The sequence below is a fragment of the Burkholderia sp. YHN3-13 genome (assembly GCF_055810675.1).
Window position 1 is genome coordinate 283,737 of sequence record NZ_JBVVNQ010000004.1, and the last position, 14,988, is coordinate 298,724.

At 69.3% G+C, this 14,988-nt stretch carries 12 protein-coding genes; 1 reads left to right on the top strand and 11 read right to left on the bottom strand.

The features are described 5' to 3' along the window. Positions 1-29: 29 nt before the first annotated feature. The 6 genes from mhpT to AC0KUR_RS12765 form a co-directional block, all read right to left on the bottom strand. Positions 30-1,235, bottom strand: a complete 1,206-nt coding sequence (gene mhpT, locus AC0KUR_RS12740; protein WP_034187603.1) for a 3-(3-hydroxy-phenyl)propionate transporter MhpT — start codon at positions 1,233-1,235, stop codon at positions 30-32. A 273-nt stretch (positions 1,236-1,508) separates the two neighbouring features. Next, a complete protein-coding gene (locus tag AC0KUR_RS12745; RefSeq protein ID WP_034187602.1) occupies positions 1,509-2,003 on the bottom strand; it encodes a MarR family winged helix-turn-helix transcriptional regulator in 495 nt (164 codons plus the stop codon). Between the two features lie 134 nt (positions 2,004-2,137). Continuing rightward, a complete protein-coding gene (locus tag AC0KUR_RS12750; protein ID WP_034187840.1) occupies positions 2,138-3,889 on the bottom strand; it encodes an acyl-CoA dehydrogenase in 1,752 nt (583 codons plus the stop codon). Positions 3,890-3,899: 10 nt separating this feature from the next. Then, positions 3,900-5,804 (bottom strand): feruloyl-CoA synthase, encoded by a 1,905-nt coding sequence (locus AC0KUR_RS12755; RefSeq protein WP_059559209.1) that lies wholly within the window; start codon positions 5,802-5,804, stop codon positions 3,900-3,902. Between the two features lie 101 nt (positions 5,805-5,905). Then, complete coding sequence (locus AC0KUR_RS12760) at positions 5,906-7,357, bottom strand: aldehyde dehydrogenase (RefSeq protein WP_034187600.1); 1,452 nt, start codon at positions 7,355-7,357, stop codon at positions 5,906-5,908. Between the two features lie 43 nt (positions 7,358-7,400). Beyond that, the gene (locus tag AC0KUR_RS12765; RefSeq protein ID WP_021163522.1) at positions 7,401-8,228 is read right to left on the bottom strand and encodes a p-hydroxycinnamoyl CoA hydratase/lyase; all 828 of its coding nucleotides are present in this window, start codon (positions 8,226-8,228) and stop codon (positions 7,401-7,403) included. 169 nt (positions 8,229-8,397) lie between these two features. Between AC0KUR_RS12765 and AC0KUR_RS12770 the strand changes: the two genes are divergently transcribed. Further along, positions 8,398-9,288 (top strand): amidohydrolase family protein, encoded by an 891-nt coding sequence (locus tag AC0KUR_RS12770; protein WP_034187599.1) that lies wholly within the window; start codon positions 8,398-8,400, stop codon positions 9,286-9,288. An 82-nt stretch (positions 9,289-9,370) separates the two neighbouring features. On the opposite strand, the gene AC0KUR_RS12775 is transcribed toward AC0KUR_RS12770, so the two are convergent. The 5 genes from AC0KUR_RS12775 to AC0KUR_RS12795 form a co-directional block, all read right to left on the bottom strand. Then, positions 9,371-10,273, bottom strand: coding sequence for an SMP-30/gluconolactonase/LRE family protein (locus tag AC0KUR_RS12775; RefSeq protein ID WP_473375976.1), 903 nt, complete (start codon positions 10,271-10,273; stop codon positions 9,371-9,373). 59 nt (positions 10,274-10,332) lie between these two features. After that, the gene (gene araH, locus AC0KUR_RS12780) at positions 10,333-11,352 is read right to left on the bottom strand and encodes an L-arabinose ABC transporter permease AraH (protein ID WP_034187597.1); all 1,020 of its coding nucleotides are present in this window, start codon (positions 11,350-11,352) and stop codon (positions 10,333-10,335) included. A 30-nt stretch (positions 11,353-11,382) separates the two neighbouring features. Then, positions 11,383-12,930 (bottom strand): L-arabinose ABC transporter ATP-binding protein AraG, encoded by a 1,548-nt coding sequence (gene araG, locus AC0KUR_RS12785; RefSeq protein ID WP_034187596.1) that lies wholly within the window; start codon positions 12,928-12,930, stop codon positions 11,383-11,385. 20 nt (positions 12,931-12,950) lie between these two features. After that, the gene (locus tag AC0KUR_RS12790) at positions 12,951-13,964 is read right to left on the bottom strand and encodes an arabinose ABC transporter substrate-binding protein (RefSeq protein WP_034187595.1); all 1,014 of its coding nucleotides are present in this window, start codon (positions 13,962-13,964) and stop codon (positions 12,951-12,953) included. Between the two features lie 83 nt (positions 13,965-14,047). Next, complete coding sequence (locus AC0KUR_RS12795; protein ID WP_034187594.1) at positions 14,048-14,977, bottom strand: Gfo/Idh/MocA family protein; 930 nt, start codon at positions 14,975-14,977, stop codon at positions 14,048-14,050. Between the last annotated feature and the right edge of the window lie 11 nt (positions 14,978-14,988).

Here is a 14,988-nt window from a genome sequence, read left to right on the forward strand (position 1 = left end):
TGACGGCGCGTATCGAAAAAAGCGAAACCTCAGTCCTCCGCCTGCGGGCGGCGGATCAGCAGCAGCGCGGCCACGGCCGCGACGAGCGTGACGGGAATGCTCGCGCCGATCACGACCGACGCGCTGCGGCCCATTGCGAGCAGCTCGGCGGCGGCGAGCGGCCCGACCACCGAGCCGAGGCGGCCAACGGCAACGGCGGAGCCGACGCCGGTGCCACGCATCGCGGTCGGGTAATAGATCGCGGCCAGCGCATACAGCACCGACTGGCCGCCGACGACGAACATCCCGGCCGCGAACGCGGCGGCGGACAGCCACAGGAGTCCGGGCGCGATCGCCAGCGCGGCTAGCGACAGCACGATCCCCGCGTACATGCCGCCGACCACGCGCGACGGACGCAAGCGGTCCATCGACATGCCGATGCCGAGCACGCCGAGGCCGCTGCCGATGTTGAAGAAGATCTGCACGATTCCGGCCTGGCTGCGCGCGAGCCCCTTCGCGGCCATCAGCGACGGCAACCAGTTCAGCAGGAAATACAGCACGATCAGCGTGCAGAAGTAGCTGAGCCACAACGCCAGCGTCGTGCCGGTGCGCGAGCCGCCGAACAGCGTCTGTCCGACGCTGGGGCGCGCCGCGCCCGATGCGCTGACGTCGAGGAACGCACGCGATTCGGGCAGCAGGGCGAGCAGCAGCGGCGCGAGCAGCAGCGGGCCGACGCCTCCGACATAGAAAATGTGCCGCCATTCGGTGTCGCCTGCGAGCAGCACGCCGATCAGCGACGCGATCACGCCGCCGAACGGAATCCCGCAATACATCACGGCCACCGCGCTGCTGCGCGAGCGTGCGTCGACCGCTTCCGACGACAATGCAATGAGGTTCGGCATCGCGCCGCCGAGGCCGAGGCCGGTCAGCGCGCGAACGGCGACCAGCATCGCGAAGCTCGACACCTGCGCGGTCGCGATGGACAGCAGCCCGAACAGGCAGACCGACGCGATCAGCACGTGCTTGCGGCCGATCCGGTCGGCCAGCCAGCCGCCGAGCATCGCGCCCGGCAGCAGGCCAAACGTGCCCGCGCTGAACGCGAGTCCCATCTGTGAAACCGAGAGCCCGAATTCGTGGGCCATGCGCGGTGCCGCGACGCCGACCGACTGCAGGTCGAGCCCCTCGAGCAATGCGATCGCGAAACACAGGCCGAGCGTCGTCGCGACGGCCGGCCTTGCGGCAACGGAAGTATCCATGTCGTCTCCTAACCGTGACTCGCGCGGCATACGCGGAACGCATGCGCGGTGTCCTTGCTTTATCGTGATCGGGTCTCGTTACTTTATCAGGTAGCCTGATTAATAACCCGAAAGAAAATCCCGTCGAGGGACGGGATGATTTAATAACAGGTAACCTGATATTTCAAGTGTCGCGAGCGCGGTGTTAACCCGCAACCCGTTCGCAACCCGGGCCACGCCGCGGCGTGGCCCGGCGCGGCCGGAGAAACCGGAACGAAAGACGCGGCGGCGTGCTCAGTCGCGCAGGTTGCGCACGAACAGCTCGAGCGTGCGGTGAACCTGCTCGACGTCGTCGGCGTTCACGTCGTCCCCGAGCATCCGGCGCTCGAGCGGCCGCAGCACCCGCTCGCAGTCGCGCAGGATTGCCGAGCCCTCGTCGGTCAGACGCAGCAGGATCACGCGGCCATGGCTGGGATCGGCCTCGCGCGTCACGAAGCCGCGGGCGGCCATCGCAACCATCACTTCGTTCGCGGATTGCGGCGTGATGAACGAGCGCACCGCGAGTTGCGCATTGGACAGCGCGCCGCGCGCCTCGAGCACCGACAGCGCCGTGTACTGCGCGAGCGTCACACCGAGCGGCGCGAGCGCATCGCTCATCTGGCGGCGCAGCAGCCGGTCGAGATTGCCGATCAGGTAGGTAAGCCGCTGCTGCGAACGCATGCGCGGCCTGGCTTCGCTGGCGCGGGCCGTGCGTTTCGTGCCGGCCGGTTTGACGGGTGTCGAACTCATGAACGTGTCGGAAGGAGGATCGCGGGCCATCTTACCTCACGCGGTCCGTCTATCGGCCCGTATATCGGCCCGCACGGCGGCTCGTGCCGGCCGGCGAGCCGCCCCGGGCCATCCACGCCCGGCTCGGACAAACCTTATGCCGCGGCAACCGGCAACGCCGCGCGGCAGCCCGCGTCCACCAGCGCGAGCCGGTGTGCGAACGCCGCGAGCGGATAGTCGAAGAAGTAGGTGCCGACCGCGCGCTTGCCCGCACGGAACGAATCGTCTCCCGGCGAATCGCCGACGATGCGCAGCGTGCGCGCCCACGCGAACGCGAGCAGCAGCCAGCCGACCAGCGCGAGATAGTCGTCCGCGACCCGGTAGGGCAGATCCGGATCGTGCTCGCTCGCGCGGATCACGCCGGCCGTCACGCGCTCGAGCTCCGCGCACAGCGTGGCGACGCGCGCCCCGGCGTCCCTCACCCGCTCGTCCGCTGCCGCCTGGACGCCCTGCGCGGCTTCCGCGCGAATCAACTCGAGCAGCGCGTGCAGCGCCTCGCCGCGATCCCCCAGCACCTTGCGCACCAGCAGATCGATCGCCTGGATCTCGTTGGTCCCTTCGTACAGCATCGACACGCGGCAATCGCGCACCGTCTGTTCGATCCCGTATTCGTGAACGTAACCGTAGCCGCCGAATACCTGCAGCGCGTTCGACGCGGCCGCGAAGCCGTTCGCGGTGAAGAACGCCTTGGCAACCGGCGTGAGCAACGATGCCAGCCGCGACGCCGCGAGCCGCGCCGGCGGCTGCGGATCGTGCGCGGCGACGTCGAGCCAGTGCGCGATCCAGTAGCCGATCGCGCGCTCGCCTTCGACGATCGCCTGCGCATCGAGCAGGATGCGGCGGATCGCGGCGTGTTGCGCGATCGGCGCCGCCCTGCCCTGCACGCGCTCGCGCGCATAGGCCGACGCGGCCTGCCATGCGCTCTGCGCATGCCCGACACCCTGCATGGCGACCTGCAGGCGCGCCGCGTTCATCATCACGAACATCGATGCGAGCCCGCGATGCGGCTCGCCGACGAGCCAGCCCGCGGCCGCGTCGAAACGCATCGTGCAGGTCGGGCTGGCCTTCAGCCCCATCTTCTTCTCGACGCCGTCGCACCAGACGCCGTTGCGCACGCGGCCGCCCGGCGCGTCGAGCCACTTCGGCACGACAAACAGCGACAGCCCCTTCGTTCCCGCCGGCGCATCGGGCAGCCGCGCGAGCACGAGGTGCACGATGTTGTCGGTCAGATCGTGCTCGCCGCCGGTGATGAACAGCTTGCTGCCGCTGATCCGGTAGCCGTCGGCGGCCGGGTCCGGCACTGCCTGCGTGCGCAGCAGGCCGAGATCGCTGCCCGCCTGCGGCTCGGTGATGCACATCGTCGTCAGCCACTCGCCGCTCGCGATCCTCGGCAGCACGTCGCGCTTCAGGCGCTCGCCGCCGTGCGCGCGCAGGCAGGCCACCGCGCCGTGCGTGAGCCCCGGCGACATCAGCCACGCATGGTTCGCCCCCGCGAGCATCTCCTGCAGCGCGACGTCGAGCAGATGCGGCAGCCCCTGGCCGCCGCAATCGGCGTCGAGCGCCAACGTCGGCCAGCCGGCGTCGACGTAGTCGCGGTACGCATCGCGAAAGCCCGCCGGCATCGTCACTCCGGTACCGTCGAACCGGCAGCCCTCGAGATCGCCGGTCGAATCGAGCGGCGCGATGCGTTCGACCACGAAGCGGGCGGCTTCGTCGAGCACCTGCCCGGCGGTCGACAGGTCGAGCTCCGCCCAGTCGGGCACGCGGCGCCACAGCGCCGGCGCATCGAGCCATTCGCCGATCACGAACAGCATGTCGCGCAACGGCGCGCAATACGCGTTGCTCATCGCGCGCACCTCATGCCCGGTACGCCGTGCCGGCGACGATCACGCCCGCGTCGGCCGCGCCCGGCTCGTACATCCCGTCGACCACCGCCGCACGGTGCATGAGCACCGCACGCTGGTTGATCGAGCCCTTGTCGGTGACTTCGCCGAGATCGAGCGAAGGCGGCGTATCGAGCACGCACAGCCGCGTGACGAACGTCGCGCTGCCGGTCGCGTCGCGGTTCAGGCGCTCGAGCAGGTCCGCGAAGAACGCCCGCACCGCGGGCGCCTGCAGGACGGTGCGCACATCGGCATCCGGTGCCGCGCCGGCCAGGCGACGGCAATCGTCGATGCGCGGGAAGATCATCACGCCGACGTCGTCGCGGTTCATCCCCGTGACGACCGCGTCCTGCACGTACGGCGCGCCGTTCGATACGATCCGCGCGCGCATGGGCCCGACGCTCACGAAGGTGCCGGACGACAGTTTGAAATCCTCCGCGATGCGCCCGTCGAACATCAGGCCGATCTCCGGTCGCGCGGGATCGACGAAACGCACGGCATCGCCGCTGCGGTAGTAGCCCTCCTCGTCGAATACCTCGCGCGCGTCGTCGCCGCTCGCGCGCCAATAACCGGCCATCACGTTCGGCCCGCGAAAGCGCGCCTCGAGCTTGCCGTCGACCGGCACCAGCTTCGCGTCGCAGCCGGGCGCGGGCAGGCCGATGTAGCCGGCTCCCGACATCGGCCCGGTGGTGAACATGCACGATGGCGCGGCCTCGGTCATCCCGAGGCCCGCCATGATCCGGATGCGCTCGCCGCAGTGCGCGAGCGTCACGCGCTCGAGCCGGTCCCACGCGGCCTGCGACAGTCCGGCGCCCGCGAAGAAATACATCTTCACGCGCGAGAAGAAGGTTTCGCGCAGCGCGGCATCCGTCTCGAGCGCCGCGGTCAGCTCTTCCCAGCCCTTCGGCACGTTGAAATACACGGTGGGCGCGATGTCGCGCAGGTTGCGCAGCGTCTCGCCGAACTTGCCGGCGACCGGCTTGCCGTCGTCGATGTACAGCGTGCCGCCGTTGTACAGCGCGATGCCGACGTTATGGCTGCCGCCGAACGTGTGATTCCACGGCAGCCAGTCGACCAGTACCGGCGGCTCCAGACCGAACTGCGGAAACGTCTCGAGCAGCATCTGCTGGTTGCTGCACAGCATCCGGTGCGTGGTCGGCACCGCCTTGGGCAGCCGTGTCGACCCCGACGTGAACAGGAATTTCGCGATCGTGTCGCCGGTGATCGCACCGTGCGCGGCATCGACGCTGCCCGGTGTCGTGTCGAGCAGCGACGAGAAACGCGTGACGCCGTCCATCCCGTCGGGTGCCGACACGACCACGCGCTCGACATCAGGCGGCACCGCCGCGTCGAGCGCGGCACGAAACGCCGCGCCGTCCGACGCGAAGACCAGCCCCGGCGTGAGCACGGCGAGCGCGTGGCGCAGCTTGCCGTAATCGCTCGACACGAGCGAATACGCGGGCGACAGCGGCGCATGCGGAATGCCGGCCCACATCGCGCCGAACGCGAGTTGCAGATGTTCGAGGTCGTTGCCCGACAGGATCGCGACGGGCCGCTCGGCCGACAGCCCGCGATCGAGCAGCGCCTGGCCGATCGCGCGGGCGCGCTCGAGCATCTGCGCATACGTGATGCCGATCCACGTACCGTCGGGCCCGCGCCGCGCGACCAGCCAGCGGTCCGGATGCGCGCGCGCGCCGCTCGCGAGCCGGTCGGTCAGCCGGTGCGGGTACGCGCCGAGCGGGGTCGTCGCGCGCAAGGTCCAGCAGCCGTCGCGTTGCACGATCTCCGGCGGTGCCGTGCCGATCGCCACGGGGCGATAGCCGGCGGGAACGCGCTGTGCGGCAGCCGCGTCGCGCAGTTGGGTCGGATCCGCATCCAAGTTCTGTCTCCGGTCGGTTCCGCCCCGCGCGCGTACGCGCGCCGGGCGGAGACTTCATTGTGTCGTTGTCTTAACGGGGGCGCCGCGGCGCCCGGGACTGCTCAGATCGGGTAGTGACGCGGCGTGGTCTGGACCGTGATCCAGCGCAGGTCGGTAAACTCGGCGATCGACGCCTTGCTGCCGAACCGCCCGTAGCCGCTTGCCTTCACGCCGCCGAACGGCATCTGCGCCTCGTCGTGCACCGTCGGCCCGTTGATGTGGCAGATGCCCGATTCGATCTGCTTCGCGACCTGCATCGCGCGCGCGATATCGCGGCTGAACACCGCCGCCGACAGCCCGTACTCGCTGTCGTTCGCGGCCGCGAGCGCGGCGGCGTCGCCGTCGACGCGCTGCACGGTCACCACCGGCCCGAACGATTCGTCCGCATACAGCTGCATGTCGCGCGTGACACCGTCGACGATCGTCGGCTGCATCACCGCGCCGTCGACTTCACAGCCGAGCGGCAGCGCGGCGCCGTGCGCGCGCGCGTCGTCCACCATCGCCGCGATCCGCCGCGCGGCGGCCGCGCTTTCGAGCGTGCCCAGCACGACGCCCGGCGCGGCCGGGTTGCCGGCCTTCAGCGTGCGTGCCTTCGCGACGAGCCGTTCGACGAACGCATCGGCAACCTTGCGATCGACGATCACGCGCTCGGTCGACATGCAGATCTGCCCCTGGTTGAAGAACGCGCCGAACGCGACCGCCTCGACCGCCGCGTCGAGATCGGCGTCGTCGAGCACGAGCACCGGCGCCTTGCCGCCGAGTTCAAGCAGCGCCGGTTTCAGGTGCTGCGCGGCGAGCGTCGCGACGATGCGGCCGACGCGTGTCGAACCGGTGAAGTTCACGCGGCGCACCGCCGGGTTCGCGATCAGCCGCTCGACGATCGCCGGCGCGTCCCGCGGCGCATGCGTGATCACGTTGACCACGCCGTCGCCGAGCCCTGCGTCGTGCAGCACGCTGCCGATCAGCCGGTGCACGCCCGGACACCCCTCCGACGCCTTCAGCACCACCGTGTTGCCGCAGGCGAGCGGCATCGCGAGCGCACGGGTCGCGAGAATCACCGGCGCATTCCACGGCGCGATCCCGAGCACGACACCGCACGGCTGGCGCACGGCCATCGCGAGGCTGCCGGGCACGTCCGACGGGATCACCGCGCCGTCGATCTGCGTGGTCATCGCGGCCGCCTCGCGCAGCATGTTCGCCGCGAGCATCACGTTGAAGCCGTACCAGTTCGCCATCGCACCGGTTTCCGCGCGGCCGGTTTCGATGAATTCGCCCGCGCGCGCGTCCATCCGGTCGGCCGCCGCGAGCAGCCGCCGACGGCGCTCGGTCGGCGCGAGCGCGGCCCACGCGGGGAATGCGCGCGCCGCTGCCGCGACCGCGGCGTCCGCGTCGGCAAGCGTCGCCGCGGCGGCGCGCGACGCCACCTGTCCCGTCGCCGGATCGATCCGGTCGAAGGTCCCGCCGTCCGACGCGCCGCGCGACACGCCGTCGATCAACAAACTCACTTCGTGCATTTCCGTGTCTCCACTCGGATCCGGTTGCGTGCGGCGGCGCGCGTCAGCGCTTGTACGCCTGCAGGCCCGGCTTGATGCTCTTGTCGTCGAGGAACTGCTTGAGGCCCTGCTCGCGCCCGCCTTCCGGATCGCGGTAGTTCGCCTGGTCGAGCTTCGCGTACAGGTAGTCTTCGTTCTGCTCCCAGGTCAGCTCGCGGCAACGCTTGAAGCCGTGCTTCGCGTTACGGATCACGACCGGGTTCTTGTCGAGCAGCTTCGCGGCCAGCGCGCGCACCTCGTCGCGCAGCTGCGCGCGCGGCACGCTCTTGTTGACGAGCCCCATCTGCGCGGCCTGCGGGCCGGTGAAGGTGTCGCCGGTCATGATGTAGTAGAGCGCCTGGCGATGGCCCACGGTGTCGGCCATCGCCTTGCTGACGAGGTTGCCCGGCGGGATGCCCCAGTTGATTTCCGACAGGCCGAACACCGCTTCGTCGGCCGCGATCGCGAGGTCGCACGCGACGAGCGGCGAGAAGCCGCCGCCGAAGCACCAGCCGTTGACCATCGCGATCGTCGGCTTCGCATACATGCGCAGCAATTGCCACTGCCAGCGGCTCGCGTCGCGGCGAATCTTTTCCTGCAGGATTTCCGGGCCCGCGTCGACTTCGCGGAAATATTCCTTCAGGTCCATCCCGGCCGTCCAGGCGTCGCCCTCGCCGGTCAGCACGAGCACCTGCGCCTCGGCATCGAGTTCGATCGCCTCCAGCACGTCGATCATCTCCGCGTTCAGCGTCGGGCTCATCGCGTTGCGCTTGTCCGGACGGTTCAGCGTCACCCATGCGATCCCGCCCTCGACCTCGACCTTCACCGTTTTCCAGCGCCCTTCGTAACCCATTTTCGTTCTCCAATGACAATGCCGCCCTGTGCGACTCGCGACCAATTTACTATCAGGTAACCTGATATGTAAAGTAGAATGGAAGCGGCTCCGGACAAACCCCTAAACGGGCCCGGACAGCCGATTTCGCGCCGTGCCGGCCGACGAATCACGACATGAGGAGACACGCTTGGACATCGACAACCTGATCGCCATCGACACGCACGTGCATGCTGAAGTGTCGTGCTGCCAGCCGCCGGACCTGTTCGCGAAGGCATTCGACGACGCGGCCGACAAGTACTTCGGCACCGTGCTGAAGCAAGGCCGTCGGCCGACCATTCCGGAGACGATCGCGTATTACCGCGAGCGCCGGATCGGCTTCGTGATGTTCACCGTCGACTGCGAGACGAACATCGGCCGGCGGCGCATTCCGAACGAGGAAATCGCGCAATTCGCGCGGGACAACGCCGACGTGATGATCGCGTTCGCGAGCATCGACCCGCACAAGGGCCGCTTCGGCGCGCGCGAGGCGCGCCGCCTGATCGACGAGCACGGCGTGAAGGGCTTCAAGTTCCACCCGACGATGCAGGGATGCTTCCCGAACGACAGGCTCGCCTATCCGATCTACGAGGTGATCGCGGAATACGGATTGCCGGCCGTATTCCACAGCGGGCATTCGGGGATGGGATCGGGGATGCGCGGCGGCGGCGGGCTGCGTCTGAAGTATTCCGAACCGATTCACCTCGACGACGTCGCGGTCGACTTCCCGGACATGAAGATCGTGATCGCGCACCCTTCATGGCCATGGCAGGAGCAGGCGCTGTCGATCGCGCTGCACAAGCCGAACGTCTACATCGACCTGTCGGGATGGTCGCCGAAGTACTTCTCGCCCGAGCTGGTGAAATACGCGAACACGCTGCTCAGGCACAAGGTGCTGTTCGCGTCCGATTTTCCGCTGATCCGGCCGGACCGCTGGCTCGAGGATTTTCAGGGCGCCGGCTTCCGGCCCGACGTGCATTCGCTGATTCTGAAAGACAACGCGGTCGCGTTGCTGGGGCTGCAGGCCGCGCGGCAGTCGTGACCCGTCCGGCCGTGACGGCGGCCGGCAGCGCGTGGCGGCCCGACCGACCGCGCCGCCGCCCGCACCCGCCGCACCGGCGCGCTCAGTTCGCGGGCTTGCCCGCGAACCGCGCGGTCGGCAGCCCCGCGTAGCGGGTGCGGGCGACGAATACGCCGCCGGCGGCGGCATCGTTCGCCAGCGCATCGTCGCCGAGCCCGACGCGTGCGCTCGTCACGTACAACCGGCCTTCACCGTCGATGGCGACGCAGCTCGGCTGCGCGGTCGGCACGTCGACGCGATCGGTCTCGATCCCGTCCGGCCCGTAGCGCACCACCCGCCGGCCGCCCCACTGCGCGTTCCACAGCCCGCCGTCGCGATCGGTCGTCGAGCCGTCCGGGTCGCCGTCCGCATCGGTCAGCCGCGCGAACGGCCGCACGTTCGCAACGTCGCCGCCCGCACGGTAATCGCACGCGAAAATCTCGCGCACCAGCGAATCGCAGAAGTACATCGTCGAGCCGTCCGGCGAAAACGCGATGCTGTTCGCGATCGCGGCCGGCGGCAACGCGAGCCGTTCGAGCGTGAGGTCCGCATTGAGCCGGTAGAACCCGCCGACCGCGCGCGGCGGCTCGGCGCCTTCGTCCTTCATCCCGAACACGAACGCGCCGGACGGATCGCAGCGCCCGTCGTTCAGGCGCGTCGGCAGATCGGGCTCGACGTCGACGATCCGCGTGAACGCGCCGCTGCGCAGGTCGAAGAACGCGAGATGCGTGGCGAGCCCGACGAGCAGCACGTCCGGATCGTCGGTCAGCGCGAAGCACGCGAGCCGCTCGGGCATCGCCCACGGCGTGAGGTCGGTGCCGTCCGCGCGGCAGCGCCACAGTTGCGCGCCTTCGATGTCCACCCAGTACAGCGCGCGGGCCTTGTCGCACCACGTCGCGCCTTCGCCGAGCGTGTTGCGGGTGTCTGCCAGCAGCGTCGCGTGCGCGGCCGGATGAGTCTGTTGCATGCCGTCTCCCGATATCTGTCGCGAATGACCGTCGCGTTCGCGGGCGGCCGCGCTGCCGGTCAGATCTTCATCGCGCGCCGCTGGTTGCGACGATACTGGTCGAACAGCACCGCGAGCAACAGAATTCCGCCGCGTATCAGATATTGGTAAAAGGTCGGCACGTTCAGCAGGCTCATCGCATCCTGCACCGCGCCCATGATCAGCACGCCGACCAGCACGCCGGAGATCGTCGCGACGCCGCCCGTCAGCGACACGCCGCCGAGCACGCACGCGGAAATCACGCCGAGTTCGAGGCCGACCGACGTCTTCGGGTCGCCGAGGCTCATGCGCGACGCGAGCATCACGCCGGCGAAGCCGGTCACGAGCCCCTGCAGCACGAACACCGTGATCTTGATGCGCATCACCGGCAGCCCCGCGAGCAGCGCGGCCTCGCCGTTGCCGCCGACGGCCAGCACGTTCTTGCCGAACACCGTCTTGCGCAGCAGGAAGCCGAACACGACGAAACCGACGATGTTGCTCCAGATCGGATACGAGATGCCGAGGAACGACCCGCCGCCGAGATCGAAGAAGCGCTCCTCGGAGATCATCACCGCGTCGCCGTTCGACGTGATGAACGCGAGCCCGCGCACGACTTCCATCATCGCGAGCGTGACGATCAGCGAATTGATCCTGTAGCGCGCGATCAGCACGCCGTTCACGAGCCCGACCGCGCCGCCCGCGAGCACGCCGGCCGCGATACCGAGCACGACGCTGTGCGTCGCGGTGATCAGCGTCGACGCGACGACGCCGGAAAACGCGACGATCGACGCGACCGACAGGTCGACCTCGCCGAGCGCGAGCACGAACATCATCGTCACCGCGATCGAACCGATCAGCGTGACCGACAGCAGGAGGCCCTGGATGTTGCGCGGCGTGAGAAAGTCCGGCACGGTCAACGACAGCACCGCGAACAGCACGAGAAACACCATCACGATGCCGGAGCGGTTGATCAGTTGCCACACGCCGCCGCGCGCGCGTGCGGGCACGGCGGCGGCATCGGGGGACGGGGAAGTGCGTTGGGGTTGCATTGCCTGGCTCATATCGGTTGCTTTCCGGTTGACTGCTCGCCGCTAGCGCGGCAGCGCGAGCTTGATCAGCGTGTCGGGCGTCGCATGCGCCTTCGCGACCTCGCCCGCGATCCGTCCTTCCTTCATCACGACGATGCGGTCCGACACGCCGATCACCTCGGCCAGATCGCTCGACACGAGGATCACCGTGCGGCCCGCTTCCGCGAGTTCGTAGAACAGGTTGTAGATTTCCGCGCGCGCGCCGACGTCGATGCCGCGCGTCGGCTCGTCCATCAGGAACACGTCGATGCGCTCGGCCAGCCAGCGCGCGAGCACGACCTTCTGCTGGTTGCCGCCCGACAGCGCGCCGATCGGCGTGTCGCCGTCGCGGGTCTTGATCGCGAGCCGCTCGATGTAGCTTTGTGCAAGCTCGCGCTCGCGCCGCCCGTCGAGCAGCACGCGTGCCGGGCTGAAATGGCGGCGCGCGCTGATGTTCAGGTTGTCGGCCACCGACGCGATCGCGACGATGCCTTCCTGCTTGCGGTCTTCCGGGCACAGCGCGATGCCGGCGCGCACCGCGTCGCGCGGGCTCCCGAATGCGACGCGTTTCCCGTTCAGCTCGACGTGCCCCGCGCTCGGGCGCACCGCGCCGTACAGCAGCTTCATCAGCTCCGAGCGGCCCGCGCCGACGAGCCCGAAGAAGCCGACGATCTCGCCGCGCCGCGCGGTAAACGACACGGGTTCCGCCAGGCCGGGCCCCGCCAGCCCTTTCGCCTCGATCAGCACGTCGCCGGCCGTGCGCGGGCGATAGCCGTAGACGTCCTCGATCGCGCGGCCGACCATGCAGCCGATCAGCCGGTCGCGGTCGAGATCGGCGACGGAATCGAACGTGTCGATGCGGCGGCCGTCGCGAAACACGGTCACGCGGTCGCACAGCTCGTATACCTCTTCCATCCGGTGCGTGACGTAGATGATCGCGCGCCCTTCCGCGCGCAGCGCACGGATGATCCGGAACAGTTGCGTGGTTTCGCGCGCGGACAGCGAACTCGTCGGCTCGTCGAACGCGATCACGCGCGCATCGCGCATCAGCGCCTTGCCGATCTCGATCATCTGCCGCTGACCGATCGACAGATACTTCACCGGAATGCCCGGGTCGATGCGCTCGCCGAGCCGCTCCAGCGCATCGAGCGCGCGCGCGGCGAGCGTGCGCTCGTCGACCACGCCGAGCCGGCTCGGCAATTGCCCGAGCATCAGGTTCTCCGCGACCGTCAGCTCGGGCACCAGATGCAGCTCCTGGTAGATGATCGCGATGCCGGCCTCGAGCGCCGCGCGCGTCGACGCGAAGCGCTGGACGGTGCCGTTCAGCGTCAGCGTGCCGGCCTGCGGCTGGTTCACGCCGGACAGCACCTTCAGCAGCGTCGACTTGCCCGCGCCGTTCTCGCCCATCAGCCCGTGCACTTCGCCCGCGCGCACCGACAGCGACACCGCATCGAGCGCACGTACGCCCGGGAACGTCACGGTGATGCCGTCGAGCGCGAGCAGCGGGCCGTCCGGCGGCGTGCCCGCTTCGGCGTCGTGGCCGGGCACGGCCGTCATCGTCTGCATCGTCATCGCGTTCTCGCCTCGCCCGCTCAGATACCGAGTTCGGCGCGCACGGCCTGCCAGTTCGCACGCGTCATCAGCTTGCCGCTCGTCTGCGTGTCGGCCGGCGGCGTCTTGCCGTTGCGGATCCAGTCGACGAGGTTCTGCGTGCTGTCCTTGCCGTGGTTGGTCGAGCTGACCGCGATCGTCCCGTAGAAACCGGTCGGCTCCTTCTTCTGGAATTCGGCGAACGCCTCGCCCGCGCCGTTGATGCCGACGCCGATCACGTCGGCCGCCGGGATGTGCAGCTGCTCGGTCGCGCGCACCGCGCCGAGCACGGTTTCCTCGTTCAGCGCGTAGACGACCCATTTCTTCACGTTCGGATGGCGTGCGAGCACCGGCGCCGCCGCGCTGAAGCCGCCTTCGTCGTCGGTCGTCTTCTGCGGCGCATCGAAGATGTTCTCCTTGCGGAAGCCGTTCGCGAGCAGCGCCTGCGTCGCGCCGTCGGTGCGCAGCTTCGCGGTCGGCAGTTCGTAGTTGGTGATCCGCAGCGCGCCGACTTCCTCGGGCTTCCAGCCGCGCCGCTTCATCTCGTCGGCGATCGCCTGGCCGACCTGGTTGCCGATCTTGGTCGCGGACATCCCGAGGTGCGGCACGTTCGGCAGCGGCTTGCCGCTCGAATCGACGAGCTGGTCGTCGACCGTCACGAACTTCATGTTGTAGCGCTTCGCGCGCGACGCGATCGCCGGCCCGAGACGCACGTCCGGCGCGCAGATCACGAAGCCCTGCGCGCCTTGCGAGCCGAGGTTGTCGATCGCGGCCAGCACCTTCTCGCCGTCCGGCGTGCCGATCTTCACGACCGAGAAGTTCTCCTTCTGGCCGAGCGCGGACGCCGCGTTCTGCTCGTTGATGAACCACGCCTGCTCGGGCATCTTCACGAGGAAACCGATCTTCAGCGGCGCGTCGGCGCGCGCGGCGCCCTGCATGCCGAGCGGCGCGATGCAGAGCGCGGCGAGGAGCGCGCGCAGGGTATGTCGGCGAATCGTGTGAGTCGTGCGGTTCATGGGATGTCTCCTTGGTATCGGCGGGTGCCGTGATGTGTGCCGTAAAGATTCGTCGGACGCGCGTCGTGCCGACGCGCGCGGGTTCAGCGGCCGAACGCGTCGGTCTGCACGCGCCGGCCGAACAGGAAGGCGTCGGCGACGAGCCGCAGCGGCCGCACGTCGACGTCGCTTTCGCCGCGCGCGATCAATGCATGGAAGTGCGCATACAGCGCCGGATACTCGCGTTCCGGCCCGATCTCGACCGGCTCGCCCGCGATCGACAATTGCGCGCCGCCGCGGCTGATCGCGAGCACGCCGTCGGCCGTGTCGACCGCGATCTCCCATTGCTCGACGGGGCCGTGCCGCCAGTCGAATTCCGCGCGTACCGGCACGCCGTCGGTATCCGCGCAGTCGAGGTCGGCCGCGATCGGCGTCTGCACGTCGCTCGGCACGAACAGCGTCGCCTCGCGCAGCACGAGCTCGCGCGGCAGGATCCGCGTGACGATCGACAGCGCGTTGATGCCGGGGTCGAACACGCCGAGGCCGCCCGGCTCCCAGATCCACTGCTGCCCCGGATGCCAGCGCCGCACGTCCTCCTTCCAGCGCACCTGCACCGCGCGGATCGTGCGCGTCGCGAGCCATGCGCGCGCGGGCTCGACCGCGCTCGCGCAGCGCGAATGCCAGGTCGCGAACAGCGTGAGGCCGCGTTCGCGCGCGAGCGCGTCCAGCGCGGCCACTTCGCCGAGCGTCGCGCCCGGCGGTTTCTCGAGCATCACGTGCTTGCCGGCTTCGAGCGCGGCGCGGGCCTGTGCGTAGCGCACCTGGGGCGGCGCGCACAGCGACACGGCGTCGAGCTCGCGCTCGGCGGCCAGCAGCGCGCGCAGGTCCTGATAGTTGCGGACGCCCGCGACTTCCGCGTGGCGGCTCGCGCACGCGGTCAACGCAAAGCCCGGTTCGGCGGCAATCGCCGGCAGATGCTGGTCGCGCGCGATCTTGCCGATCCCGACGACGCCCAGCGAAATCCGATCACTCATCGTGCGTGTCT